Origin of the sequence: Pseudoduganella sp. R-34 (genome assembly GCF_049904655.1) — a bacterium.
In the GTDB taxonomy this organism is placed as follows: domain Bacteria; phylum Pseudomonadota; class Gammaproteobacteria; order Burkholderiales; family Burkholderiaceae_D; genus Rugamonas.
The window spans coordinates 118208-141580 of sequence record NZ_CP184573.1; the positions used below are offsets into that span (position 1 = coordinate 118208).

At 58.1% G+C, this 23373-nt stretch carries 25 protein-coding genes; 11 read left to right on the top strand and 14 right to left on the bottom strand.

The window, feature by feature from the left end:
* The first annotated feature begins 3 nt into the window (after positions 1-3).
* The gene (locus ACN9MW_RS31785) at positions 4-5196 is read left to right on the top strand and encodes a hypothetical protein (protein ID WP_426172426.1); all 5193 of its coding nucleotides are present in this window, start codon (positions 4-6) and stop codon (positions 5194-5196) included.
* Positions 5197-5496: 300 nt separating this feature from the next.
* Here the strand turns inward: ACN9MW_RS31785 and ACN9MW_RS31790 are convergent, their stop codons facing one another.
* The 6 genes from ACN9MW_RS31790 to ACN9MW_RS31815 all read right to left on the bottom strand — a co-directional run bounded on the left by ACN9MW_RS31790 (position 5497) and on the right by ACN9MW_RS31815 (position 11210).
* Positions 5497-6717, bottom strand: coding sequence for a hypothetical protein (locus ACN9MW_RS31790; protein ID WP_426172428.1), 1221 nt, complete (start codon positions 6715-6717; stop codon positions 5497-5499).
* 192 nt (positions 6718-6909) lie between these two features.
* The gene (locus tag ACN9MW_RS31795) at positions 6910-7311 is read right to left on the bottom strand and encodes a hypothetical protein (RefSeq protein WP_426172430.1); all 402 of its coding nucleotides are present in this window, start codon (positions 7309-7311) and stop codon (positions 6910-6912) included.
* Positions 7312-7474: 163 nt separating this feature from the next.
* On the bottom strand, positions 7475-8146 hold the full coding sequence (locus ACN9MW_RS31800) for a hypothetical protein (protein WP_426172431.1): 672 nt from the start codon (positions 8144-8146) through the stop codon (positions 7475-7477).
* A gap of 211 nt (positions 8147-8357) precedes the next feature.
* Positions 8358-8591 (bottom strand): hypothetical protein, encoded by a 234-nt coding sequence (locus tag ACN9MW_RS31805; RefSeq protein WP_426172433.1) that lies wholly within the window; start codon positions 8589-8591, stop codon positions 8358-8360.
* Positions 8592-8913: 322 nt separating this feature from the next.
* Positions 8914-9828: a hypothetical protein gene (locus ACN9MW_RS31810; RefSeq protein ID WP_426172434.1), complete on the bottom strand. Its 915-nt coding sequence runs from the start codon at positions 9826-9828 to the stop codon at positions 8914-8916.
* 131 nt (positions 9829-9959) lie between these two features.
* Positions 9960-11210 (bottom strand): tyrosine-type recombinase/integrase, encoded by a 1251-nt coding sequence (locus ACN9MW_RS31815; RefSeq protein ID WP_426172435.1) that lies wholly within the window; start codon positions 11208-11210, stop codon positions 9960-9962.
* 1072 nt (positions 11211-12282) lie between these two features.
* On the opposite strand from ACN9MW_RS31815, the gene ACN9MW_RS31820 reads away from it, so the two are divergent.
* The 5 genes from ACN9MW_RS31820 to ACN9MW_RS31840 are packed head-to-tail and all read left to right on the top strand — an operon-like array spanning position 12283 to position 14961.
* Positions 12283-12678: a hypothetical protein gene (locus ACN9MW_RS31820; RefSeq protein WP_426172436.1), complete on the top strand. Its 396-nt coding sequence runs from the start codon at positions 12283-12285 to the stop codon at positions 12676-12678.
* Positions 12679-12700: 22 nt separating this feature from the next.
* Entirely contained in the window at positions 12701-13420 is a 720-nt protein-coding gene (locus ACN9MW_RS31825) for a conjugal transfer protein TraL (RefSeq protein ID WP_426172438.1), read from the top strand.
* A complete protein-coding gene (locus ACN9MW_RS31830) occupies positions 13417-13971 on the top strand; it encodes a hypothetical protein (protein ID WP_426172440.1) in 555 nt (184 codons plus the stop codon). The genes ACN9MW_RS31825 and ACN9MW_RS31830 overlap by 4 nt, the downstream gene beginning before the upstream one ends.
* Positions 13968-14612 carry a hypothetical protein gene (locus tag ACN9MW_RS31835; RefSeq protein WP_426172441.1) on the top strand — a complete coding sequence of 215 codons (645 nt, stop codon included), beginning with the start codon at positions 13968-13970 and terminating at the stop codon, positions 14610-14612. The genes ACN9MW_RS31830 and ACN9MW_RS31835 overlap by 4 nt, the downstream gene beginning before the upstream one ends.
* Positions 14569-14961, top strand: a complete 393-nt coding sequence (locus ACN9MW_RS31840) for a hypothetical protein (protein ID WP_426172443.1) — start codon at positions 14569-14571, stop codon at positions 14959-14961. Before ACN9MW_RS31835 ends, ACN9MW_RS31840 begins: the two co-directional genes overlap by 44 nt.
* Positions 14962-15176: 215 nt before the next feature.
* On the opposite strand, the gene ACN9MW_RS31845 is transcribed toward ACN9MW_RS31840, so the two are convergent.
* Positions 15177-15539: a hypothetical protein gene (locus ACN9MW_RS31845; RefSeq protein WP_426172445.1), complete on the bottom strand. Its 363-nt coding sequence runs from the start codon at positions 15537-15539 to the stop codon at positions 15177-15179.
* Positions 15540-16012: 473 nt separating this feature from the next.
* Here ACN9MW_RS31845 and ACN9MW_RS31850 point away from each other — a divergent pair, with 473 nt between their 5' ends.
* Positions 16013-16258, top strand: coding sequence for a helix-turn-helix domain-containing protein (locus ACN9MW_RS31850; protein WP_426172447.1), 246 nt, complete (start codon positions 16013-16015; stop codon positions 16256-16258).
* A gap of 128 nt (positions 16259-16386) precedes the next feature.
* Here the strand turns inward: ACN9MW_RS31850 and imuA are convergent, their stop codons facing one another.
* From imuA to ACN9MW_RS31870, 4 genes are all read right to left on the bottom strand, one after another.
* The gene (gene imuA / locus ACN9MW_RS31855; RefSeq protein WP_426172449.1) at positions 16387-17073 is read right to left on the bottom strand and encodes a translesion DNA synthesis-associated protein ImuA; all 687 of its coding nucleotides are present in this window, start codon (positions 17071-17073) and stop codon (positions 16387-16389) included.
* 173 nt (positions 17074-17246) lie between these two features.
* Positions 17247-17498: a hypothetical protein gene (locus ACN9MW_RS31860; protein ID WP_426172450.1), complete on the bottom strand. Its 252-nt coding sequence runs from the start codon at positions 17496-17498 to the stop codon at positions 17247-17249.
* Positions 17491-18279: a hypothetical protein gene (locus ACN9MW_RS31865; RefSeq protein ID WP_426172451.1), complete on the bottom strand. Its 789-nt coding sequence runs from the start codon at positions 18277-18279 to the stop codon at positions 17491-17493. The genes ACN9MW_RS31860 and ACN9MW_RS31865 overlap by 8 nt, the downstream gene beginning before the upstream one ends.
* A 74-nt stretch (positions 18280-18353) precedes the next feature.
* Complete coding sequence (locus ACN9MW_RS31870; RefSeq protein WP_426172452.1) at positions 18354-18869, bottom strand: YfbU family protein; 516 nt, start codon at positions 18867-18869, stop codon at positions 18354-18356.
* A gap of 204 nt (positions 18870-19073) precedes the next feature.
* On the opposite strand from ACN9MW_RS31870, the gene ACN9MW_RS31875 reads away from it, so the two are divergent.
* The 3 genes from ACN9MW_RS31875 to ACN9MW_RS31885 are packed head-to-tail and all read left to right on the top strand — an operon-like array spanning position 19074 to position 20265.
* Positions 19074-19325, top strand: a complete 252-nt coding sequence (locus tag ACN9MW_RS31875) for a hypothetical protein (RefSeq protein ID WP_426172454.1) — start codon at positions 19074-19076, stop codon at positions 19323-19325.
* Entirely contained in the window at positions 19322-19573 is a 252-nt protein-coding gene (locus ACN9MW_RS31880; protein WP_426172455.1) for a hypothetical protein, read from the top strand. The genes ACN9MW_RS31875 and ACN9MW_RS31880 overlap by 4 nt, the downstream gene beginning before the upstream one ends.
* Complete coding sequence (locus ACN9MW_RS31885) at positions 19570-20265, top strand: DUF7673 family protein (protein ID WP_426172457.1); 696 nt, start codon at positions 19570-19572, stop codon at positions 20263-20265. The genes ACN9MW_RS31880 and ACN9MW_RS31885 overlap by 4 nt, the downstream gene beginning before the upstream one ends.
* A gap of 207 nt (positions 20266-20472) precedes the next feature.
* On the opposite strand, the gene ACN9MW_RS31890 is transcribed toward ACN9MW_RS31885, so the two are convergent.
* Both ACN9MW_RS31890 and ACN9MW_RS31895 read right to left on the bottom strand, forming a co-directional pair.
* Positions 20473-20628, bottom strand: a complete 156-nt coding sequence (locus ACN9MW_RS31890) for a hypothetical protein (protein WP_426172458.1) — start codon at positions 20626-20628, stop codon at positions 20473-20475.
* 271 nt (positions 20629-20899) lie between these two features.
* Positions 20900-21064: a hypothetical protein gene (locus tag ACN9MW_RS31895; RefSeq protein ID WP_426172460.1), complete on the bottom strand. Its 165-nt coding sequence runs from the start codon at positions 21062-21064 to the stop codon at positions 20900-20902.
* A 297-nt stretch (positions 21065-21361) separates the two neighbouring features.
* Between ACN9MW_RS31895 and ACN9MW_RS31900 the strand changes: the two genes are divergently transcribed.
* Positions 21362-21976 carry a hypothetical protein gene (locus tag ACN9MW_RS31900; RefSeq protein ID WP_426172462.1) on the top strand — a complete coding sequence of 205 codons (615 nt, stop codon included), beginning with the start codon at positions 21362-21364 and terminating at the stop codon, positions 21974-21976.
* Positions 21977-22315: 339 nt separating this feature from the next.
* On the opposite strand, the gene ACN9MW_RS31905 is transcribed toward ACN9MW_RS31900, so the two are convergent.
* On the bottom strand, positions 22316-23242 hold the full coding sequence (locus ACN9MW_RS31905) for a hypothetical protein (RefSeq protein WP_426172464.1): 927 nt from the start codon (positions 23240-23242) through the stop codon (positions 22316-22318).
* Positions 23243-23373 lie beyond the last annotated feature (131 nt).

Genomic DNA, 23373 nt, shown 5'->3' on the forward strand with positions numbered 1-23373 from the left:
ACGATGCCATTTACCTTTTCTTGGATGTTGCACGGAAACGATGAGGGAGAACACGATGGTGGACGCCAGATCGCGGTCAACTGGGTTATGCCCTGGGACGCCACCCAATGCGATGGCGCTGGTGCGTTCGCGGCGGTTGGCAATCTGATGTGGCCCTGGCGCTTCGTCATCGAGCAATGGTGGGCGGTTGACGACTCCGGCCTGCACCCGGTGGCCACTACCGGCCACAGTACGGCGATTGACCGCCAAGGCGCCTACGCGCTGCTCGAAGCCGAGTTGCGCAGCAAATGCGTCAGCTGCCCGGATGTCTTTTCCACCGATATCAAGCACATGTGGCCCGGGGAGGGCGACGCAGTCCACCAGCCGCCGCCAGCGGAGTGGGGAAAATCCAGCCTGCCGCATGTGTTCGTGCCTTTGACGCACTTGCCGGCTATCCTTAGCCAGGATGTGCTGGGCATGGTTCGCCAATTCCAGTGCGAGGTCTTGGCCGGGAATGTAGTGTATGTGCCGCAGTTTCATATCGACGTCAACGGGAGGGCGGTGGTGTTCACGCCGGCGAACAGCGCCGCCACTGCACCGAAAATCGTGACCGTAGGCTACACGGCGGCCTACACCGACGGCCAGACCTTCGACGATGTGGCGTTTAGTGTAGTCAGCAATTTCGCAGACAACTCTGGTGCGGATGATGTGACGATAGGCGCCTCCTTCCATCCTTCAGAAGTCAGTGAAGTCGGCGCGCGCGTGATTCGGGCAGCGCTTGCCCTTTCGCCCATGGTTCTTCTGGGCAAGGTCGCCGGCGTGGAGGGCGTCGCCTGGCCCGCAAATGCAGCGCTGCCGCAGGCGATGCTCTCCCGCGCGCTTGGCCCGGGCCTGCTGCGCATGGAGGATGGCAAAAAAATCATGTTCTGGGAGCGCCTGCCTGGTGCTAGCGCCAGCACCGGCGACGACCTGTTCGACGCCTGGACTGAGGCCGATTCGCCCTTTGATCAGCTGAAAAGGTTCTATGACGATGGTGTGAAAGAAGGATCGAACACGCTGGCGCCACTGAAGCCGCTGTTCGAGGCGAACACCAGCAAAGACTTCGCGAAGGCAGCAGGCGTGCTGCTGGACCATGCTGCCGATGCTCGCGTCCTGATGCTTGCCTGGCTGGCAGCCACCGCCTTTCGCTATTCCCAGGCCAATCCGTCGCCGTTCTGGGTCCGGGAGCGCCGCTTTGCCGACTGGTACGCGCTGCTTGGCGATGTCATCGGTGAACATGAGGTGGCAGAATTGCTCATAGGCTGGTGGCGCTATTGGCTGGTCAGCAAATCGGGCTCAGCCGACCCGCGCGCCGGCCAGCTGCACACGATCATGGACGGCTGGATTCGCGGCGACACGGAGGCGAGCCAGCCTGCCAAACTGGGCGCATGCTGCGCCCATGCCATGGCGCTGCTGGCCAGCAGCGCACCGCCGTCGGCAGACCTGCCGACCGAGGTGATTGATGCGCGCATCGTCGCCCTGCACGAGCGTTTGCGCCTACCTGACGAAGCCGCGCCCGTGAGCCTAGCCGAAGACGCCGACCTGGCGGTCGTCGTAGCGACCGCCACGGGCAAGACAGCTCTGCAGGACGAGCAGCTGCGTGGCTATGCCATCGCCATGGCGGCAGGCTTTAAGGATCCCGACAGTGTGCTTGGCATTCAGTGGGTGACCGACTTGGCGTGCAAGATCAAGAACGGTGCCGGAAAATGGGTCTATTTTGGCACCGACGAGAAACCGCAGAGGATGCATGACACGGTCGGCGCCACCAGCGAGAAAGGGCGCAGCGTGGTGGCTTTCCAGTACAACGGCAGTGCACTCAGTGGTGCCATGCTGGCCGGCGGTGCCGACTCCGATGGCGTCGATGGACTGAAGTTCGGCTGGTACGAAGGCTGGCCGACGCCGCAACTGGCCTACGGCCTGCGCTACTGGGCGCGCGCCACGCCGGTCGGAAATGGCGGCAAGATCCTCGACCCCGACTGCAAGGGCTCCAACGATCGTAGCCTGAAAGATCCGGTTGCCAGCCTGTTCGATCACAGTGCCGGGCGCAGGTACCTGTGCCGGGTCGCGCCAGGGGCCATTACGATCAAACCGCCAAGCAATGCGTATGACATGGAAGGTGAAGCGCGGGGCTGGCACGAGCAAGCCGATCTAGCTAAGACTGATCGGGTGCGCGTCGCCGTGATCAGGCCGAAAGGCAGGGGCTGGCGCGCCAAAGCGCCGACAGCACTGGAGATGGAACTGGTGGCACCGGACGGCACGCCGAAAGTGATCGAACGCTGGCTCAATGCCGACATTGCCCAGCGCAAGGTGATTGCCTATGACGGCCAGCATTTGCGGGATCCTGCCTCGAAATCGCGTACTGACCATGAGTTGTTAGCCGACAGCAAGGCTTTGCTGGACGCCTTCAAGAATACCGAACGGGGTCCGCATGCAGTGCGGAAAGCCCGTCATCCTGCCGCGCGCGCCATCGGCGTGGAGGTGATCTTCTTTGATGGCACCATCAACAGACTTGTTCTCACCCCGGTCGTGAAGTGCCACACCGGGTATATGGAGCCCGGTAAGCTCATCTGCAAGGCGGATGCGGTATCAACCGCGACAGCCACCGGAGCGACTCTGACGTTGACGCTTGCGCCCGGCGCGAGCGCAAAGTTGAAATTCTGGACGCTGGCGCCCGAAGCCTTCTTTGCCGTCAACGCGAATCCGGTGGCACTGGCTCGGATGGCGAATTTCGCCTCCGCAAGCGCGGAGTTCAAAGCAGCCGACGGTACACCCTACCGTGCGTTCGGCGAACGCGAACACTGGTTCGAATGCGCACCCGATGCAAGCGATGTGGTCGACCGCACGCTCGCCGCGCTCGAGGCGGCCCAGGCCGCGCTTGCTTACGCGATCGATGGCAACGACGCGGTGGCGCGCATCGGCGTGGACGGTGGTGTCGACGCAACCTGGCTGAAGGGCTTCCTCGTCCAGCGCTACGACTGGCACTGGAGCGGTTACCCGCTGGCCTTGCCGCGCATGCTAAGGGGCCGGCCCACCTTGCTCGACTGGTCAGAGGCGTTCGCCGGTACCGATGCGCTGGTCGAGACGCGCGCGGAAACGCTTCAAACGGTGGCGCTCCCAGACTGGCGCTTTGGCCTGCCCAAGTTGCCCGCCGAGCTATGTCGCACCCGCTTGCCGGGGTTGCACGGGGCCCGCTTCGTCGCCTGCGTCCTGCGTCCCCTGCGCCGTTTTGATGCCTGGCTTGAGAATGCAGCACAAGTCGAAGATAAGGTATTGGCCACCGGCCGGCTGGTAGCCGCGCGGGTGAACTGGAGCGACCCTGCGCTTCGGCTGGCGCCGCCCACCGTCATGGCGGCGGTGCCGCTGGTGCGCACCTATGAAGCGGGCGAGAATGCCACGCGTTTGACCGGCAACGGCACTTTATTATGCCTCGAGGATGCCTTGTGCCGCACCGACGCACAGGCGCGCTTTGGCGGGGTCGGTGAAATCGTCGACGTGGATCTGGAAGAGACGCGCATCAACAATGTGTTCGAGATCGGACCCAATCCGATCATGCATGCTGGCCCGGTGTCTGCGGCCGAGGTGCCCTTGCAGCCCAAGGCACGGAGAACGGCGGGTGTCCCATTGCCCAAATTGGCACAGATGGATTTGCCGTATGTCGTGCACTACAACAAGGATGGCAGTGTGCTGTCTGATGAGACCGTGCCGATGGATTGGCGGCTGGAAGTGGATCGACCGTTCGGGCTGACCTTCGACGCTGATCGTAATCCCAAGGTCGCGCACACCGCCATTATCGTGCGCCCGGTAGGCGCCGAGGTGGCCACGTATTGGGTTATGGCCAAGGTGCGCCTCCGCCGCCTGCTCGACCCGGGAGAAGACTGGACCGCCAGCGGCAAGCTTCCCGGTGACGATGAGCACTGGTTGGTGGCACGGCGGCCTGACGGCGACGACCGCATTCCCTTCGACTTTGCTATCTGCGATGCGCCACAGACCGAATTCGCTCTTGACTTCGGCACCGGGCCTGGCTTCTCGCTGCCGGCGCGCGTCGGTGCCCGCCGCCTCCTGTGCAGCTGGCACAAGGGGCACTGGAAGGGCACCTCGGAAGCGCTGTGGGGCTTGCAGGTACTCGATCAGGTGCTCGCTGGCGACGGCCAGCAGTGGAAAACAGTCGAGCGCTATTCGCCGTATGAAACGGCTGCTGCGACCGGCGGGATGTCATTCAAGGATCCAGGGCCGGTCCTGCTGGCCCGGCTGCCTGAGGCAAGCGCCCAGCGCCTCCTGCTGAGTGATTATGGGCAGGCGCACTGGCTGACCTTCATCGGTACACCTTTCCGGCATACCTCCATCGCCAACGAAGACCTGACGATGAAGATGGACCACGACATGATCGAGCTCTGGCGCAGCGGCGTTGGGTACGGCGTGGAGCGGATCTCGCGCGACCTGCTTCTCAATCCCGTCACTGCGGGCGACCTGGGCGGGACGCCGGGTTCGGAGCGGGTGGCCGTCGAAAAGAATACCTTCCACCTGCTGCTGGTGTTCGAACGGGTCAACGATATCGCCGCGCCGCCCGAAGGGAATCCGCTCGGCCAACTGGCGGGGGTGTACAAGCCGACCCGCGCACCGATCACCGAGACGGAACCGTATCCGCCGCTGCGCTTCAAGGCGTTCATGAGGGGCTCGCGGATGCCGCAAGGAGCAGTAGGTTACATCTACAAATTCCAGAGCACGGTCTCTAGCGATCCCATAGACCAGCAGAACCCGGATAGCTGGGAAGCTCTGCTTGCCGGCATGTTCCCATCACACCAGGATGGCGAAGCGACTGTGCGGTGGCTGCCGGAGTTCGCCGGTCCGATCCTCACCGGCGAACCGGTTCCAGCCGCTGCGCTCAAAGGCAGCAAGATTCGCATCGACTTGGGCGCGAAGGGCAAGATAGTGCTGGAGGTTGAGCACGGGCGCGGCTGGAAACTCAAGAGCGGAAATGGCACGGGTTGGCAGGACGGCCTCAAAGGCGGCCCTTGCACGCTGGACGACGCTGCCGGCGAAGGCGGCGTTCTCGCGGTAGAAGGAGCCGGAGGGCGCTTGTTGGCCCGCCTGCACCACTGGAGTGGTGGGGTGCGCGGCAAGGCAGTTGCCTTCGACGACAACGGCGTGCGCGCCGAGGGCGAATGGAATCTAGTTTGAATTTACGGCGGAGAGCGTCAAGGCGAAAAATGTTGGCGTACTCAATGGCCGTGTGATCACGTGTGCCGGGGCGTCGGAGTACCACGATACGGTGCTGATCCGCCAATGCGATGATGCGGCAGTTGTTGGTTTTGATGGTGCGCTGCCTGCAGGGCAGGCGCCGGCATTTGATGAAGGACTGACCGCAGTCTATCGCGTTAAAGCGCCACGTCTGGACCCATAAACTTGCCACCGGAAGCACAATGCTTTTCTGAGCAGCGGCAAAGATATGCGTCATGCGCTTTCGCATTTTTCTTCAACCTACGCCTTACAGCTTGCCGATAGCCGCAGAGCATCCGCCCAGGCCGGTAGGTCTTTGAGGGACGCCGGCGCAGTTGCTGGAATTGCCTTATCGATCCAGCAGGTTGTGGAGTGGTTGACGTCTAAGGTATTGGCGCTGCGCTTGCTGCGTAGTTCGCTCGCCAACGCTGCTGCCTTCCCAGGTGCTGCGATTTTCCAGTAGCCGATCGCCATGATGTCCGAATAGGCCTCACGCCAAAGATTCGTTGACTGTCGCTTCGTGGCGGCCACATAGCTTCCAAGGTCGTTCACTGCCTTAGAGTCGACCGGCGCCAATGAGAATTTGTGCATCTCGCCGGAAGAACCTATGGCCGGAAGATCTCGCCCGACGTCAAGGCAATGACCCAGTTCGTGGAAGAGAACGCCAAAAATCCAGGTCTTGCGGTCGGCGTCACTTTTTGGCCCGAAATCTCGGGTCACCGACCATGGATCGATGCTCAGCTCACAATACCCTTGAGACAGGTTCATTGAAGCCGACGAGGAACCAGGTAGGTGCAACGTGGTGAGCTGGTAACTGTACTTAATGTCGCCCAGGAACACCCCGACGCCGTAGTTCTCTTTAGCGACCTTCTGAAACAAAGGAAAACCGTCTGGTGCTGCTTCGAATTCAGCAACATGCTTCGCGTGCCGACTTTCGCCAATCACTTCCACGACGTCTTTTACTCCGCGGGGTAGGTGCACCGCAGCAAGGACGCCGACGACAATTCCACTAGCTATCAAGAATAGTCGGTGAAAGCGGTTCTTGCGTCGTGAAGGTTGGCTGGCCGGCCTGCGATAGTGTTTGGCGCCCCAGAGACCGCCAAATAGTGCCACGGCAGCGGTAAACCACAACTGGTATGGGACTGGAACGGCGAGCATCATCCACCCCATGACGGACATGGCGCCGACGAGCAACCACACCAATGGCGCGAGCAGATCCCAGTTTCCTGGCGTCGGCTCCGGGCATTCGCTGGCCAGCGCCAGCAGTTCATTCAGGTCCGCGCCAGAAATATTTCGTTGATCTTTGAGGCACTGCATGTAGGAGTCGAGACGTGTTTGCCAGTCGCGCTGATTGTGCGATGCATCTTCGCGCAGTCGCGTCAGGAATTTCATGTCGGCAGAGCTACCAGGCCGTGTCGAAGCGGACAGCAATTCATCAATACGATCAAATAGTTTATTCACGGTTGGTTTGTATGAAGCCATGGTTCCACGATGATTGTTTGGACAAATTTAGTGTATCGGGTATTTCTTCGTCGTAAAGTCGAAAAGAGTTCTCCCGATCGTCTTTTTTTTCGACACCCTCTGGCGGCAGTTCACTTCAACTCCAGAAATGCAAAAAGGCCCAACACCTGTGAAGGTATCGGGCCGGGATTTCTTGAAGCGATGATGCAAGGGTCAAGCAGCAGCTGCAACTGGCTTTTTGTCTTGCAGGGCGAGGATGGTAACCGCGTATTCCATCCGCATGGCTTGCCGGATCAGGTGCTTTGCCTGTTGCTGATTTTCGAGAGATGAGTTGCGCAGGGAAGTCGGCGCCGCCATGCCAGGCTGCAGCTGTACGTCCAGGCTGAACGGATTACCTGCGATGCAAGCGTAGGCACATTGCGCACCGACGATGACTCGGGTAGAAACGTCCGAGGGCGTGAGGCCGGCCACCGCGACATCCAGCTGCGCAACAGCCTTGACCAGGTCGATGGAAGAAATGGACACGCCGGCGTTCTTCAGTAGCTGGACGGCCGCATCCCAGGACTGAACTAGGTGATCATGCGAAATTGAAGGGGGAGATCGAAGGGAATTCATGGGATCGCTTTCGATAGATTGGAGCGGCCCCAGCGGGGCCTGACCCCGCGGGTTGATTGATTGAACGCGCTGGTGACGCAAGTGCGCTGGTAAGTAGCAGTTTTAGTCTGACTATTTCGTCTTTTCGCGGTTCGGATGTAAGTGAAATCCGCTTTCACTGCGCTCAGTGGCCGACGTAGTCGACAAGAAATGCATTCATCAGTATTCGATAGAAGTGCATTTCATCGGCCGTGCCGCGTGCATTGAGGTCATGAAAGGTTTCCCATTCTTTGGCCTTCTCTTCATCAGAAAGCGCTTCCCACTCTTCTTTAGTGCCGTCGACGTCCGCTTCAACACCTGCTTCGGCGTCCAAGTGAAGCAGCACTTCGGGATCGTCCAATTCAGACCCGAAGTTCCCTCCGCGGAGATAACCTGCCAATTCGTAGACCGCTTCGTCGAAACTCATGACGTCAAGTTGGTAGCTATCCGCTTCGTCACTGCACATAGTCGAAACCAATGCTCGGTTTGAAGCATCGACGGCCAAGATCAGCATGCGATTGAGTTGGTCGCCGTCAAGGTATTGCGCCAGGTCGCGGTACTCGACTGGCACTGATTGCTGAAAATTGCGGACGATTTCCGGGAATGCGCGCGTGAGCAAATCTGTGTCCGCCCCGTACGGCAGCGAAAGAATCGCTGTACGGACATCGGCGACGTGCTTCCTATTCCAGACCCAGGTGCGGATTGCCTCGGCGATCGGTTCCAGGTAGTCGTCGCCGTCGATCTCTCGGCCGGTTTGACTGGCCTCGAAGGCCTGCACTGCTCGTCTTACGATTTCCGTAATGTCATTGGTTTGCATTTTTGTTGCCTTTTTCCGTGAGGTGTAATTCCGCAAATGCGGAGATGAATTCAAAGAGGGGGAACCACTCGCCGGCGCGCCGACGGCGCTGGTGAATAGTGAGTAGACAAGAACGGGTTGATGGAACGACAGCGCTAGGCCTTAAGTGATCGTGCCGACACTCTTTTCAAAGTGTCGGTGCCGGCGCCCAGGGCGATTCTGTAAGGCGTCTTTAAAGCTCTGTCGATCCGATCCATAGGTCGCCGAGGTAAAAGTCGGCTACCCCCGTATCGTCGATTAGTTCCTGGTTTGCTTCGACCGTTTCGAACAACGCAAGCGGTGTCCATGGCGCGGTTGCAGCGATTAGTGCCACGACCTTGCCGTCGTAATCGTGAATTTCCAGCGCGGTCAGTTCTCGCCCGACGAGGAAGTCCTCAGGGCAACCCTTTATTTGCGTGACAAGCATCGTGTTGCTCCTAAAACTGGTGTTGGAAGTGTGACCGAGAACTGGTCGCGTAAGTGCCAGCGCGTTCGATGTTTTCATCGGCATCTCGCTGTGACGGTTCCGGGATGCGGAGTGGAGAAAGAGGCGGGGCTGGAGTCAGCATCTTTCGATGCCACGCAGTGGGCTTCGAAAAGTGAGAATTTCTGAATCGGTGTTGGTACTTGCAGCTGCGGCAGGGCGCCAAGAAAAGTGCCGAATAATCGACAAGGGCAGTGTAGCACGATCGCGATTGGCATAGCAATTGAGCAGGGTCTCTTGGCGCTCGGAGTTTGGTAGTCCAGATCTAGCGCGATGTCTGAGCGTCATCCTGGGCTGGCGCCGGGTTCTCCATCAGGTGCAGCGTCAGCTTCTGGCTCATTTCGAAGACCTTCCGCAGTTCCGGAAACGGCGCAATGTGTCCAGAAGCCGGGAGGTTCGATTTTTGGAGAGCATGGATTCGTCCTGCGGCAGCCGCGTGGCGGAACGCACGTTCATCGCTTCCGACCCACGAATTTGGCTGCGGCGGATACCGAGTATTGAGACGGAAGTGCGTGTAGGCCACGTCTGCTTCCAATGCGTGATTAATAAATGGATTGGAGAGATTTTTCACTGCCCCGATATCGTGGGCTTCCCCGATCGGAATGCATCGCCCGTAGCTGCGGACATCGAAGTCGTCGCTGGAAGTGAGGACACTACTATCGAAAGTCATTGCCTCGTCCAAATTTTGCGTCCATTCGGGACGGTAGCCAACAAAGCCGTTAATGTCGCGTAGGAACTCGACGCGGGGCGGGCATTCGAATTCGACCCACAGCGTCGTGCCGACCCACGTTACGAACTCTTCGACCGTGCACTGAGCCTTTCGTGCCAATTCGCTGAACGTCCACGAAAATGTTCGGCGCTCCTCCCAGCGATAGTCTTCGTCTTCCAGATCGCCATATTCTTCGTCGTCATATTCGACGTTGCACTCCAAAATCTGACGAGTGAATTCGGCGATATAGGAATACGAGCGTTCACGTGTCGAAAACACGTGCGCGTTGCGCAAATTGTCGGTTAGGCCGTAATGGTCTGGGGCGTTGCAGTCAGACTCATCGCAATAGTCCCAGTAGACAGGGCCGATCACCGGATGCAGCGAGGCGACGACGACTCCTTTTGCTATGACGCGTCGGCAGACATACCGCGCTTCCCGCGTGGTGATTTTTTGGGCTTCAACTTTTTGCATCAGGTTCTCCGTCCGTTATGTTTGAATTCTCGCCGGCGCCAGGCGCCGAACTGACAGTGCGATGGTGGTGCCGGCGGCGAGGTGTTTGTCAGCGGGGAGCAAATGACTCGCGCCGCTGACATGTTTCACTGCTATCTGGCGGATACTTCTTTCCGCCCACCCTTCGCGATCTTCATCGCCTCCACTTCCATCGCTTCGGCATTGCCCTCGAGCGGCTTGATCCAGTCGTGTGCGTGACGCAGGCTGTGCATGTGCCAGAGGTGGTGGGCCTCCTTCGCGGTGATCTCGATGTCGAGCATGCTCAACTCGGTCACCAGCTGCATGCATTCGGTCATGCGCTCGGGCGGCACCGGCACCAGCAGCTGGTCGCCCAGCTTCGCTAGGCCGCTCGTGATGTTGATCTTGCAGCGGTCAGCCTCGTCCGGCGTCGCATTGCGGCCGAAAGAGCCGTAGTAGGCACCCGTGATGCTCGCACGGCTGTGGCCAAGCAACTCGCTGACCTGCTCGCGTTTGACGTTGAGGTCTTCCTTCGACATCTGCCCACCGGTGCCGCCCAAGGTCGGCGGTATCAGGTTGGCGATGAGGGCGGCGTTCTCCGCAAACTGGGCGCGCAGGCCGTGGCCGGTCACTCCAACCTCGTCGCGCGTGATGCCGATTTTCGCCATGAGCTTGTTGTAGCGGCCAATGCTGTACTCCAGCGTCGCCTTGGTGCCGCGCGTCGTATTTGGCCAGCCAAGGTGGCCCGATTTCGGGATGATCGCCTTGACCTGGTCCAGCACCTTCCGTTGCTGTTCCGTATCGATGTATACGTCGCGTGGGCGGCCGTTCTTCGCGTGGTATATCGCAAGCTTCTCGCCATGATCACTTTTCCAGGGGCGCAGCTGCACTACCTCCATGCGGCGCAGGCCGAATGCGAGTGACATTCGCAGCATCAGGCCGAATCGCATATCCAGTTCGTCGGCCTGGCGGATCTTTGCCGCCACGTCGATACCATTTTCCGTCCAGCTCTTGCTCACTTTCGTGACCTTTTGCACGCGCAGGTCGGCCACAGGAACATCCGGCAGGTAGTCAGGCAGGCTCTTCACTAGACCGGGCTTGCCGATCCAGCCTGCGAAGATGCGCAGCCGTGACAGGCGTTCTTGCATGGTGCTGACCGCCCGTCCGTTCCCGTGCCAATGAACGCACAGGGCTTTTACGTGCTTCTCACCGAGGTTCCTAGGGTCTTCCAGCCGGTAGCCAATACTTACCAGGTCGGCGAAGCATGTGCGCAGGGTCTGGCCGGCGCCGGTGGTCGTGCTGTGGCTCGCGACCTTGCCGTTAACGCGACGCGTGGCGTGCTCCGCCAAGATCGCGTTCAGCTTCGGGAACAGTGTGTCTGCCATGTCTCGAATCTCACTTCAAAATTTAACAATGCCGCAGGCGCCATACCGCTGGCCACGTCTTCCGTGGCCACTGATATGCCGCTGCGAGTCCTACTAACGCGGGGTGATGGGCCCGAACCTAAGAATACTAATTTCGCACTACCAGCCATCATCGCGACCTGGTAGAACGCCGACGCATTGCTGCTGCCGGTTACTCGACGTACTGCTGTCGAGCCTGGAACTCTTACGCGGTTTCTCGCGTAGCGCTTCCGCCCCTCTTATCGGGGCAGTTCAGGTGGCGCTAGCACCTGTCATTGTGTGAATCTCGCCCTTGGGCGGCGCGATATGCATGCCTGCCGATGTGCCAATCACACCGTGCATAGCAAGTGCCCCGAAATGGGCACATCGCTCGTATTGCTTCCTGTGGGGGAGGTTCGCGACCGTATTCGCGGTCACTGGAGACGTCGTTCTGGTTCAAGCCGACGTGGGCGTGGGAGTCATGCCTGTAAAGGCGTCTGACGATGCGTTGATGGTGGCCGGGGAGGCTGTAATTGCCCCTTTGGCGAAAGCGTTCACTGCGCGCTTAGTATTCCAAAGTAGCCGGTTATCGCTGGTAATACTGGCGTCTCTCGGCACTCACTGTTCCTGAGTATTTCTTTAGTGACGGAAGAAAAAACCTGGCTTCGCGTCCGCGAATGACCAGGTTCTCTGCCATGAAGATCCGCCCCTGAGGTGGGGCAGTGCGTGTTTGCCGCTCTTTCGCGGGCTGGTGAAATCTTCGCTTTCCACATCGGATAGCGAAGAGAAGAATTTGGTGCAAATGATGCCGAAGTTGTCGACGTGCAGATAGTAGACCGCCGGCGTGACGAAAGTCAACGGCTTTCAAGTCCTGTGAGAACTACCTGCTGATTCGAACGGGTATCGCAGGCACGCCTTCGTACGATTCGTACAGAACAGCTTTAGAACACTTTCAGATCAACTCTGAAACACGTCTAAAGCACTTACAGAACACTTTCAGAACATTTACAGAACACTTTTTGAACACGGTTAGAGCACGAGCCTGACAAGTTCGAAGAGTGGTAGAGGAATCGGAATGTCCGCACAGGGAGCTAATGCTGTCGACTTCGCCGGGCTGGCAGCAAAGGCGGAAGTTAGCCTGCAGAAAAGATTTGAGAGGCACCTAGAATCGATCGAGGAAACGCATCGGAGCGGCGTGCCGCACCAAAAGATAGTCGAACTCCTAAATGCCAATGGATTCGAACTTTCGCTTCAAACCTACCACGCTATGCTCCAAAGAGCTCGAAAGCGTCGGAACAAAAAGGCAAGTGCGGCACCGCTGGCCCTGCAGAAAGTTGCACATAAGCCGCTGTCAACTGGTCGGGGAGTTATCCCTGTTGTGACAGCCGCGGCGGCGGCACCGATCTTGCCGGCGCCGAAAGAACCAGCGAAAACGCTTCAACATGATTTAACAACGGTATCTCAATGGTAGGTCAATTCTAAGGAGAACAAACTTGGCAGCAATTCATTTCACACTTACGGGCAAAGGCGGCGTCGGCAAGTCCTGGATAACGGCCGCGCTCGCCAACTTCCTGAAGAAGTTGGAACCCGAACTTTTCGCGGCGGACACGGATCCGAGCAATCCAACGTTCGCCAGCATCAAGTACTTCGGAGCGAAGCACATCAACATCATGACGGAGACGATGAACGTCGACCGGAGCTACTTCGATGAATTGATCGAGAAGCTGGTATCGCACGATGGCAACTGCGTCGTCGATAATGGTTCCTCCTCGTTCCTTCCGATGATGGCATATATGCTGGAGAACGATGTGTTCCAGTTCCTCGAAAGCCAGGGCAAGCAAGTCTATGTCCATGCGGTCCTGGTCGGTGGCGAAGGCCTGGATGAGACGTTGCGTTGCATCGACACGCTGATCAAGGCGAACGTTCCTAACCTGGTTGTTTGGCTGAACGAGTTTTATGGCCCTGTCGTACGGAACGGCAAAGGCTTTACCGATAGCGAGGTGTTCAAAAAGAATGAGCCGAAGATCAAAGCCGTCATTCGCGTAGCCGGCCGTAGCCCTGACACGTTCGGGAAGGACCTGAAGGAAATGGGCACGCGAAAGCTGAGCTTCGAGGAAGCAATGAAGTCTCCTGACTTCAAGATGATGAGCCGTCAGCGCCTGGCGACGGTGTGCCGCGACATTGAGGACCAACTGGAAATGGCGGCATTTTGAGCGAGCCGATCGTCACCGATGCAGAGAAACAAAAACTCTGCGTCGAGATCTTTGCGTTGACCGGCCACAAGGTCGACGTGGACGATCCGCTAGTCGTGGCCGCCCTCTTCTACTCGGCCCGTCTGCGTGCGGCCGGCGAGGAGAACAAGGTGGCCGTGAATTCGATGCTCTCGGAGGTAGAGGTGCGCTTGCAGGGCACGGTCGACGCCGCGGTCGAACGGATGGAGACAAGCGCAAAGCGAAACGCGCTCTCAGTAGTCAGCGAGCTCAGGGACGGATTGCTGTTGGAAAAACGACAGGAGGCGCTGGCGTTGACGTCATCGAAGTCGGCCGCGGTTGACAATACTAAGCCAATTGTCGACGTGAATGAAACGCCAGGTCGTTCTGTTCGTACCACCGTGGGTGTCTTCTTCTTTATCGCTGCTACAGCGTTCTTGGCCGGTACTCTTTGGGGACGGATCGATCGAGGATTCGATCACGGACGCGTGCGGCCGGCGCAGACCGCCGCTGAAAAACTCCCCCAGAATCCTAACCAAGGCGACGCAAAGTGAAGTCCTTTCCGTCGTCAGGCGCGCGCTTTCTCACCGTGAAGGAACTGCAATCCAAAGGGTGGAGTCGTCGGATGGTCACACAGTACCTTGGGGAGCCTGATCATGTCGGCACGCGAATTCCCGGCCGCGCAGGCCGGCCGGGCAAGTTCTATTGCGCTGATCGCGTGCGCCGTGTTGAGGCGATGGAGCCGGCGCTGGCCGCGGAGTTCCAACTGGTCCGGGCATTCACACAGCGCAACGAACAGACGGCAAGCGCCAGGATGGCCAGCATGTTGGAGCTGATCCAGGATACCCAGCTCCCTGTCCTCGACCAATCGCTAGATGACCTGCTATTTGAAGTCCGGCGCTCGCTCGGCACGCCGGTAGCCGCCGATGTTGAATATCGACTTGCGGTGGAAAAACTGCTTGGTACATTTGCTTTAACGGTCGATGCCCTGGATTTGTTTTCCTGGCATGCCGGGGTTTGTGAGGCACGTATCCGGCTTAGAAATCGATTCCTGGTGCATGTGTCGCGGACCTATCCCCTGCTTGGTGAGGTCGCTCTTTCTTTGGTGGCCAACCTGCAGGTTGACCAATCCAAATTGAAGGGAGCAACACATGAACCGCATTCTTGTCTCCAACGAAACCGTATTTCAGATTGACTGGGCGGCAGCCGAACGTCGCGCTGCGATTGCAAAGGTTCGCCCGGTGAAAGCCCCCAAGCGCGGCGGCTCGATTTCTGGTTCCAACCCTGCTTCTGTCTGGATGACCGACGTATCTGCCGGCGACCGCCGCTCGGTCAAAGCATGGCTGAATGGCCACGGCGATGGCCGGGTGTTGCTGTGGCAGCTGAAGTCGCTGTTCGGAATTGTTCGCTGCGACGAGGCGCCAGATCCGGTCATGCGCAAGGCGATATCAAAAGCTGCGGCGCTGATGAAGCGCACGTTTGCTTCCGGCGCGCGTGCTACGGCTGGTGACCAGCACCCAGGTGCGGATGTCGTGGTTGTTTAAGCCCTCACGGCTCCATACCGCCAAAAAAGACGCGGATTTTCGTGGTGAAGGTCCGCAAAACGCGCAAATCAATCAAAGACTTACTCCGACCTGTGCGCTACATGCGGTGCAGCAGGCACGAGTCTTTGAGTGGGGTGCTCGATTCGACGAGCATCCCGTAAATCTCCACTAGATCGCCTCATGCGATCAAATTCCTTCCGATATCACTCGCAAAATTAGATCGGCTTAGGCCGCCTACCTGGAGGCGGCTGCACAACGATGCCTGTTTGGACGAGCCATTCCTGCCGGTATTCGACGATCTGTCCATGCTCGTTCCGAAAGCGCTCGATCCCACGAATGCGGACCCTGCCATTGCGCCAGTTTCCCATTTCGACATCTAGCATGACATCCCTGCGGAAGACTTTACCAGGTTCGTCGCTGGGCACGATGAAACGAGCGATCTTCATCAGGCGGTGTCGTCCCTGCGAGTCCGTATCTTTGACTTCCAAGTAGCCCGGCAGGGAAAGATCCAGGGCCTGATCCACGTAGCCCGTGATTTCCTCGATCCCGCAATGCCGCAGTTTGACCATCTTCTCCATGGTGCACCAAATTACTGTACATACATACAGTATAGCGACTGATGTCACCATGAACAATCTCGACCGCCCTTTGCCTGCTCCATGCGTTGATACCAAGCTAAATGACTTTTCTCGTTTGCAACATCGCTTTAACTGCTGTACCGTGCCGGACCCTGCGGTCGCCGTGACTATAGTCTGCTGACAGACTGTTGTCAGGGCTACAAAATGGTTTTGCAATTAAAGTCTGAGACATCTTAATAAAGTCTGAGACGCCCGAGTTTAGATCGCTGGCATCCGCTTGCAACGTACGACATTTCCACCATAACTCCGCGTGGTTTGTCTCAGACTTTGCGACACGACCTCCTTCCACGGAACTCGAAACAGCAGGTTGTCTCAGACTATTTGTGTCTCAGAACTTCTTCCATGGAGGAAGTTTCTCGCCAAACTGTCGCAGACATTAATTGCAAAGGACACGAACTGACAAAAAGCGCGGGATGGACCACAACAAGGCATTCGGACTGGTAATCAGAGAATCGAGGGACCGGCTTGGGCTTTCCCAGGAGGGCCTGGCATTTTTGGTATCGCTCGATCGCTCGTACATCTCGTTGCTCGAGCGAGGCAAGCGCTCAGCTAGCTTAAACACGATTGTCGTTCTCGCGCATGCCTTCGATTTAACCCCATCTGAACTGGTTCGGCAGCACGAGGCTTATACGGAGCCTAAGAAGAAGAAAAAGTCGTAGGCGCAACGCAGACACTTGCTCTTCTTCATCGTCGGTACGGGACGTCGCGGACCACCGGCAATTTCTGGCGATTTCGCTCGCGACCTTTCGAGAGTAGCACTAGGCACAGCCCCCGCAATGGCGAGACCTTAGACCAATGCCGGTAGGATGTGTTGCATTGTTGCCGGCACCGCAGGCTTCGACCAGTCCACACATGCGTGACGTTGCAGCAATCGCGGCGTAATCGGCAGGAATAATGGAGTCGCCCTGGAAGGGCCGCGGCGCTTCACAAACTCAATATTAATTCCAAGTGGAGCCGGCCGCATTGCCAAACGTAACGGCGCAGGCGAAGCGTCTTGTGCATTTGCTATTGGCCGCATAAGGCAGAGAAATGTATCGCCTGATTGTGCAGCCAGGTGCAGTCGACGCAGAGACTCACTACGGATGTGTTGTTGCCAAAGCAAAACTGCGCCACAGCTGGTACTCCTCAGAACTTGCTCAGCAGCCCATAAGCTGTCTCCGGGCTTCCCGGTATTAGGTATCCAGACCAACCGTTCAGGCGGGAGCTCCATTCCGAGGGTTTGTGGCATATATGGCGGTTGAATTAGCACGATGGGCCTATTCAAGGTGGACAGCGCCGGCTGCAGCAAACGCCATTCACCAATACCTGGTTGAGCCAGCAGTAGTTCGGTTAGCGTACCTGTTGGCCACCCGCCGCCTGGCAATTGCGTCGAGAGAACTGGGAATCCCGTGTCGATGCAAGCAGTACTGCTCTGGGCCATTTGGGAGGCGCGCCAGAGTGAAGGGTGTATTGGTTGTGGATCGAAAAGTGCCATGGCGATTTAGCTGTATTTATATACAGTATATCCAAGTATTGCCTGAGGCGCTTCTTTAAAGTCCTCCGGTGGCTGGAGGGCCGTTTACCATCTGCATTTTCCGTCAGGCAACTAGCTTTGGACGACGGCGAGACGAAAAAAAACGGCCCGCCGGCCGTTTCGTTGGAGAGGACTCAGCCTCGGTGCAATTTGTATTCCGGGATGCGGATTCGGGAACGGCCCAGCACCTTTTGCACGCCCCCCAGCTCCGAGAGCGGTTTGGCGTCCTTGTTCAGCCGGACGACCAGGACGTCACCGACTTTCAGCTGTTTTGTAGCCGATGCGTCTGAGGATAGGGTCTTGCCCTTGCGTTCGGCGCGACGCAATGCCGCCGCGGTCTTGTACAGCTTGACCGCCAGTGCGTCTTTTGCATTTTTGTCACTCATACCATTCCTCGAAAAAGGCGTTGTGCAGGTAGTTTACCAGAACCTGCCAGGAGCGGCTGTTTGGGGCCAGGTCAAAGCGCATTTCCCGGGCGCCGCCGTTGGCCTCCCACCACGCCGGATCAATCTCCTGGACGTCCTGCACCGAACGGCATTGGGCAAAGCGGTGATCCCCGCGAAACTCGACTGGCTGCACCGGGGCATCAAACCCGAATTTGGGCCACACTTGATAACCGACCAAGTCATCCTCTTCGTCGTCCTCTTCCTCGTCCGGGTCAGCGTCGCCACGTCCTTTGCCGGCGGCGTACCCCGTCACTTCCGCGAAGCCCAGCTGGAAAGCCGTGCACGCCTGCAAGGCGAACGCGACGGTGCACAGGCGCTCCGGCGCATCGGACCTCAACATGATGGTTTTCAGATAGAGGGCATCGATGCGCACTCCCGCGCCGATCACGTCTTTGTAAGCGCAGACATCGATGACGGTTTCCGGACGGGCGAAGTCGGTGAACGATTGCGCGTGCACTCCTGCCGGCGTGCCGTCCTCCTGCTCGGCGAGCGCGGCAATGTCGACGTTGGACTCGTCCGGCGCCATGAAGAGGCGGCCGACCTGGGTGGGCGACAGGAGCAGGCCATGGTCGCCAAAGTCCGGCAAGGACACTGGCCCCAGGGGGTCGTCCTGCATATCGTAAAGGTCCCCGCTGAAGAGCTTCGCGAGCTCCAGGCCCAGCAATTGGGCTTCCAGCGGCTGGACCACAGTGTGATAGAAGGCAGTCTGTTCAGGGGTCATCCGTGTGGCGGGGGTGTTGACGAATCGGTATCATACCCGGCCACACGACATCCGAACAGTCGCTCGGCTCCCCTTTACTTGGGGTGGCGCTTTGCCGTCAAGATCGTTTCGATCTGTTCCTTGCTCATTCCGTGTGGCTTATCCATGTTCTTCCAAGCAGCGATCATGCGTTGGTAGCCCGGCACAGTGCGGGAACTGGAGTTCAGCCCGACGCGCCCATCCAAGAGCTCTTCCCAGCGTCCTTGTTCGCCCAGGGCGCGGGTAAAGCGCAGAAGCGTGGATTCCTGTCCGTCGTTGCCATCAAACCCTTCGAAGGCGATGTCGGCCGAGGTCAGCGCGCCTTTGTCGACCAGCGCGTTAAAGCTAAACAGCAGCGCTCGATGAAGATCCAGCACCGTTACGACGAACTGCGCGTCGCTGTCTGGCATGACTGGGAACAGCCACTGGAAAGCCTCCCGGTACAGCCACTCGTGCCCGCCGCGCAGCTGCGCGGCCACGCGGGCATAGCCGGCGTCTTCCTCCAGCTTGGACAGGATTTCATATTGGTTCGCCAGGATCAGGCGTTCGGTGTCAGTCAGTTTCAGGTCCATCGTGGTGCTCCTTTGTTGTAGTTGAATCGATAAGGTGGGGGAAAAAAGGCGCGATTGCAATCACCGGCATTCAAATTCTTTTCTTCCATTAAGGGTGATTCTATTTAGTGAACGCGTGATTATTGGGCTAATCACGCGTCGGTAGACGGCTGCCCGATTCGGACGTAGAGTTTATGGATTGACATTCTCCAGGAGATTTAATCCATGCCCCTCAACGATGAAGGCTACGCCCATCTCACGACCCACACCGCTCAACTCATCGACAAGATCATGGTCGCCATGCAGGCACAACTAAAATCCAGTCCAGAGCGCGCCGACTATATCCGGGCCGCTTATCGCGGCCAGGCCGTCGGCGCACAAGTGCTCTGGCTGGAAGCCACCGAAGGGCTCAGCCATCCGCAGGATGCGGCGAACATCAATGAAAAGGTGCGTGCCTTTTACGAGGCAGAAAAATGAGCGGCAACCCATTGAACTACGCCCAGATTACGGCCGCCACCCGCGCAGTGATTCATCGCGAATCCGAGCGCTGCAAGCGCGAACTGAAGATGGATCGCAATTACGCCCATGTGGAAGACCACCAGAACATTGCCTATGGCTCCCTTGCGTTGTGGGAAGAATTGACCCTTGGCCGCGACAAGCAAGATGACCGTCTGCACCTAAATGGCATGATCGAGGCAATAGGCAGGCCGGAGGACAAGGGATGAGCCGCCCGGAAGAAAAGGTCGAAGTCACGAGCCACGTGCCAAAGCACCTGGTGGACGCCTTCATCGAGAACACGCGGGAGTTTTTCACGAAGGCCCGCGGCGGAACGACGACCGCGCAGCGCGCGGCGGAGGTGCGCGCCCAGGACCATGACGCCGGGCTCGATTCCCTGGTTGAGCTTTTTGACCTGGCCCGCAGCGACACCGGGCAGGCCGGTATCGTCGCCCGCTTCCTGGCCGGGCTGTACAACGGGATGGATTTTCCGTTCGACCTGACCGAGCTGCGCGGCCTCGACGGCGATCTGTTCGAACACTGCCTGGCCGTACTGCGCCTGGATAATCGACCCAAGGTCGAAATTCACCACTACCTGCCGAACGGCGAGCAGCGCATGAAGCAGCTGCTGCTGGACTGGGGTCTGATGACGCGTCCGGCCCCGCCGCCGGCTGCAGGGGAAGACTACAACGTCCAGTACGTGACCCATGGCTTCGCACCGGGCTACCGCGATGTCCGCATCCACGTGCGCTTTGAAGGCGATGCCGCTGACGCACCGGCGACGACGCTGTATCTTCCCGCGGAGGATTGCGCTCGCCTGACCGAGGACCTGCTCGACATCCATAAACGGGAATGGCAACTCGGCCGCCGGCCGCTCGACGCCAAGGCGGGCGAGCAGCGTCCTCGCTGGCTTCCAATGTAATTCAGGGCCATGGATCGGAACGTTACATAAAGCTCGCGCTGCGCGGCTGCCGAAGGTCGTGTCTATGGCCGAGCGAAGCTGCACTGCGCCTCGGCTAGGGTGCATGCGCAATCGGGCAGTTCGACACTGGCGAACCTGCAGTTTCGCCAGCATGCCGGCACTTGTCACAACCAATCTAACCTCGCCACAGCCACTGGAGGCATTGCATTACTTGCCCGCAGCCAATGCCATGACCGCTATCGACAGTGGGACCATGGACACCAGGGCGATGGCCAGGCCGGCGCCAAGCTGGTTGCGCTGGCACTTCTCCACCAGGTGCGCCAGCATGTGGACCAACGACTTCAGGGTTTTGATGTATTTCATTAGGTCTTTCTCCTTCAAGTTGTAAAAGTTCAGAGCCCCACTGGCACGCGGGTGAATCTGGCTGCCGCGACACTGCGTCAGCATTAGGTATAGCAGCCGAAATTGCTCCTACGGGACGAATTCTGCTCAAGTCAGACTTACATCGGCCCTCACGAAAATCCAGGACTTAAAAAAGAATCGGTGTGACAAAGGTTTTTCCAAATCGGGAACCAGCCTGCCGTTCGCAAAATTTTTTTTCGACGAGCCTATTGCCCGCGCGGAACCGCAACTCTTAATCCTCTCGGCGCCGGCTATGGAACATGCGGCCGGTTCCCAGAATGAGCGTAACAACTACCATCAAGAGGCCGAGCAGCAGCAGCCCGCCAACCTGGTTGTGTTGCAGTTGTTCGGCAGTGGTGCCCAGTTGTTCAATCAATTCGAGCAAAGTCAATTGCATGTTCATGTCCTTTATAGAGTCAGCACGCGACGTGCTGGTAGTTCAGTGTTGTGTCGCGACCGAAGTCGAGACCGTGGTAGTTCGTAGTTTTCTGGCGCCAGAACAATTCGATTAAACCAACTTGACCAAACGCTCCGCACCTCAGTTTTCTTAAACCTACCGCCATGAGGTTTTCCCACTTCGGCCCAGCATGCTGCTTTGACTTTTGCCCTCCCTCTTTCGCGGGTCAAGCACCTTGGCTGTCACCTGCAACGATTGGATGACTCATTGCGCACCCAGCGTCAAACAGCAGGTACCATGCCCGATCCGAAGATGTTGGTTGGCCGCATGGCCCTTGTTATCCAGGTCTGGACGAATACGGCCAACCCGATGCGGAGCGCCACCGAGGCCAACCACGTGCGCCACGAGCACGTCTCCAAGCGCCTTAGCGCCTCTCTGCCGGTCGATGGCAGATTCGCGACGCCCGGCAGCCGCAACAGGGCAACCACGGCGACGATGGACAGCCGCGTCACGCACTCCTCCAGCGGAAAACGACGGAATCGCCTCGAAGCAGCGCATCGACGCTTTGACGATCCATGCAGCAAAGTCAAACATAGTGCGTCCTTTCGAAATTGGCCTCGGACCGCGAAGATTCGTTCTTATTGTCGGCGCATTCGACTTATTCGACAGTGCAACCACGTCCCCAAGGCCACCTTTTGCGGCTTTTCGGCCATCGCTTTTACTTACGATGGCGTGCCAAATGACGGACTTTTCCTTTGTTTTCAACGGCTTCCCAGCATGGGCAACGATGTGGTTGATCATCACATCGTCAATGTGGATATTGGCATTTCTGTGTCGTTTGACGCTCCGGCGGCGGTCACTGTGCCCGAGATCATTTCCATTCAGCCGACACTACCTGCTCTGCCCCAATAGTGTGGGTGAATTTCGCGACCATCAGTAACCGGTATTCGGCGAAGTCGAAAGTCGGCACATGAGCATGGACGTAATGGATTTCTCTAATAGGTGGCCGTCTAAAGGAAAATCGCAGGAGACACTGAAACAGTGATTTTGAGATTGCGGGCCAAGCGGCCCTATAAACGAACGGTTGAAGTGACGGACATCAGCGCGACGCTTGAAAGCTGCCTCCAAACACGAAGCGTCAGCTCACTGCACCTTAGTTGTAGTAGTTCAGGACTTCAGTGCCGTGGGCGCCGGCTCCAACTGCCGCGCGCAAAGTGTCAGCTGGCAACCAGCACCCACGTTTTTCTTCAGCTACATTCCTACGCGGTCGAGATCCTTGAGGTTGGCCGAAATTACCCAGTCAGGATAGAGCAACGCATAGAGGTGGTGGATCGCCTTCATGACTACGCTCACGTACTCGATGGCTTCCGCTTCCGTCACTACGATTGCTTCGTGTTGGTGGACGAGCTTATTGCGCTTCTGACTCCCGTTGTCCAGCTCTTTCCAGTAGGGCGATTTCTCGCCAGCGTGCTTCTCTAACACTTCACGGTAGAGCCTCAGTAACGGTGGAGAGGGTAAATGCGCCAAGAGCACTTCAAGGTCCGGCTGTTTGCGCGCCAGGAACTCCTTTATAGCCAGTTCCGCCGCGATAGTTGCATCGATCCATTTGAAGCGGGGCGAACTCTCCTGGATTGCGCGATAGAGGTGGCGCATCGCGAGAAATGGCCGGAAGTCTTTATCGAGTCCTTCCTGAAGCGCGGCGCGCGTCTTGTCGTTGAGCGGCATCGAGTGCCTGAATCCCATCGCGCCGCCGATCAAGCCTGGAAATCGTTGGAAAGCGACTGAGTTGATTGACCACATTGGCTCGTGCCAGTCTGTGATCACGTCGTCGGCGATGTGGTCCAATCCAAGAAAATACTTGGCATGCTCCAGCACGCGTCTTGCCCTGTATTGCATAGCCTGCTTGATCGCTTCGATAGTGCCAGCAAGCTCCACCGGGTACGCATTCGCATACACTTTATCTGCATTCTTTAAGCATGACACTAACCCGTCTTCCACTTCGAACTCGGGTAGCAACACTTCTACTGTTTTGTTCGGGAAGTCGATGGTGACCGTTGACGGCGCGCCTGCAGTCGATCCCAAGACGAATGTTGCCGGACTGCTGGCCGTATTCGCATGCCAGTCTGTTTCGGTGACCTGGCGGATGTTGAAGCTGCATCGAATTGAAATTTTAATCATAGGTTTCTGGAGATAGCTGTTGATTTAAGTGCGAGAAACGGTCCTCTGTTTGTTGGTCCGCCGGCCTATTTACTGGAGCGAACTCAGGCCACGAATGGTCCTACTAGAGACGATTGAAAAAGGGCCCGAAG

Coding starts and splice junctions, on each gene's coding strand:
- ACN9MW_RS31880 (WP_426172455.1), top strand. CDS start 19,322: ATGAGCGGCAACCCATTGAACTACGCCCAGATTACGGCCGCCACCCGC.
- ACN9MW_RS31820 (WP_426172436.1), top strand. CDS start 12,283: ATGTCCGCACAGGGAGCTAATGCTGTCGACTTCGCCGGGCTGGCAGCA.
- ACN9MW_RS31860 (WP_426172450.1), bottom strand. CDS start 17,498: ATGAGTGACAAAAATGCAAAAGACGCACTGGCGGTCAAGCTGTACAAG.
- ACN9MW_RS31810 (WP_426172434.1), bottom strand. CDS start 9,828: ATGCAAAAAGTTGAAGCCCAAAAAATCACCACGCGGGAAGCGCGGTAT.
- ACN9MW_RS31815 (WP_426172435.1), bottom strand. CDS start 11,210: ATGGCAGACACACTGTTCCCGAAGCTGAACGCGATCTTGGCGGAGCAC.
- ACN9MW_RS31885 (WP_426172457.1), top strand. CDS start 19,570: ATGAGCCGCCCGGAAGAAAAGGTCGAAGTCACGAGCCACGTGCCAAAG.
- ACN9MW_RS31895 (WP_426172460.1), bottom strand. CDS start 21,064: ATGCAATTGACTTTGCTCGAATTGATTGAACAACTGGGCACCACTGCC.
- ACN9MW_RS31875 (WP_426172454.1), top strand. CDS start 19,074: ATGCCCCTCAACGATGAAGGCTACGCCCATCTCACGACCCACACCGCT.
- ACN9MW_RS31865 (WP_426172451.1), bottom strand. CDS start 18,279: ATGACCCCTGAACAGACTGCCTTCTATCACACTGTGGTCCAGCCGCTG.
- ACN9MW_RS31790 (WP_426172428.1), bottom strand. CDS start 6,717: ATGGCTTCATACAAACCAACCGTGAATAAACTATTTGATCGTATTGAT.
- ACN9MW_RS31900 (WP_426172462.1), top strand. CDS start 21,362: ATGCCCGATCCGAAGATGTTGGTTGGCCGCATGGCCCTTGTTATCCAG.
- ACN9MW_RS31795 (WP_426172430.1), bottom strand. CDS start 7,311: ATGAATTCCCTTCGATCTCCCCCTTCAATTTCGCATGATCACCTAGTT.
- ACN9MW_RS31840 (WP_426172443.1), top strand. CDS start 14,569: ATGAACCGCATTCTTGTCTCCAACGAAACCGTATTTCAGATTGACTGG.
- ACN9MW_RS31805 (WP_426172433.1), bottom strand. CDS start 8,591: ATGCTTGTCACGCAAATAAAGGGTTGCCCTGAGGACTTCCTCGTCGGG.
- ACN9MW_RS31905 (WP_426172464.1), bottom strand. CDS start 23,242: ATGATTAAAATTTCAATTCGATGCAGCTTCAACATCCGCCAGGTCACC.
- ACN9MW_RS31850 (WP_426172447.1), top strand. CDS start 16,013: ATGGACCACAACAAGGCATTCGGACTGGTAATCAGAGAATCGAGGGAC.
- ACN9MW_RS31890 (WP_426172458.1), bottom strand. CDS start 20,628: ATGAAATACATCAAAACCCTGAAGTCGTTGGTCCACATGCTGGCGCAC.
- ACN9MW_RS31845 (WP_426172445.1), bottom strand. CDS start 15,539: ATGGAGAAGATGGTCAAACTGCGGCATTGCGGGATCGAGGAAATCACG.
- imuA (WP_426172449.1), bottom strand. CDS start 17,073: ATGGCACTTTTCGATCCACAACCAATACACCCTTCACTCTGGCGCGCC.
- ACN9MW_RS31870 (WP_426172452.1), bottom strand. CDS start 18,869: ATGGACCTGAAACTGACTGACACCGAACGCCTGATCCTGGCGAACCAA.
- ACN9MW_RS31785 (WP_426172426.1), top strand. CDS start 4: ATGCCATTTACCTTTTCTTGGATGTTGCACGGAAACGATGAGGGAGAA.
- ACN9MW_RS31800 (WP_426172431.1), bottom strand. CDS start 8,146: ATGCAAACCAATGACATTACGGAAATCGTAAGACGAGCAGTGCAGGCC.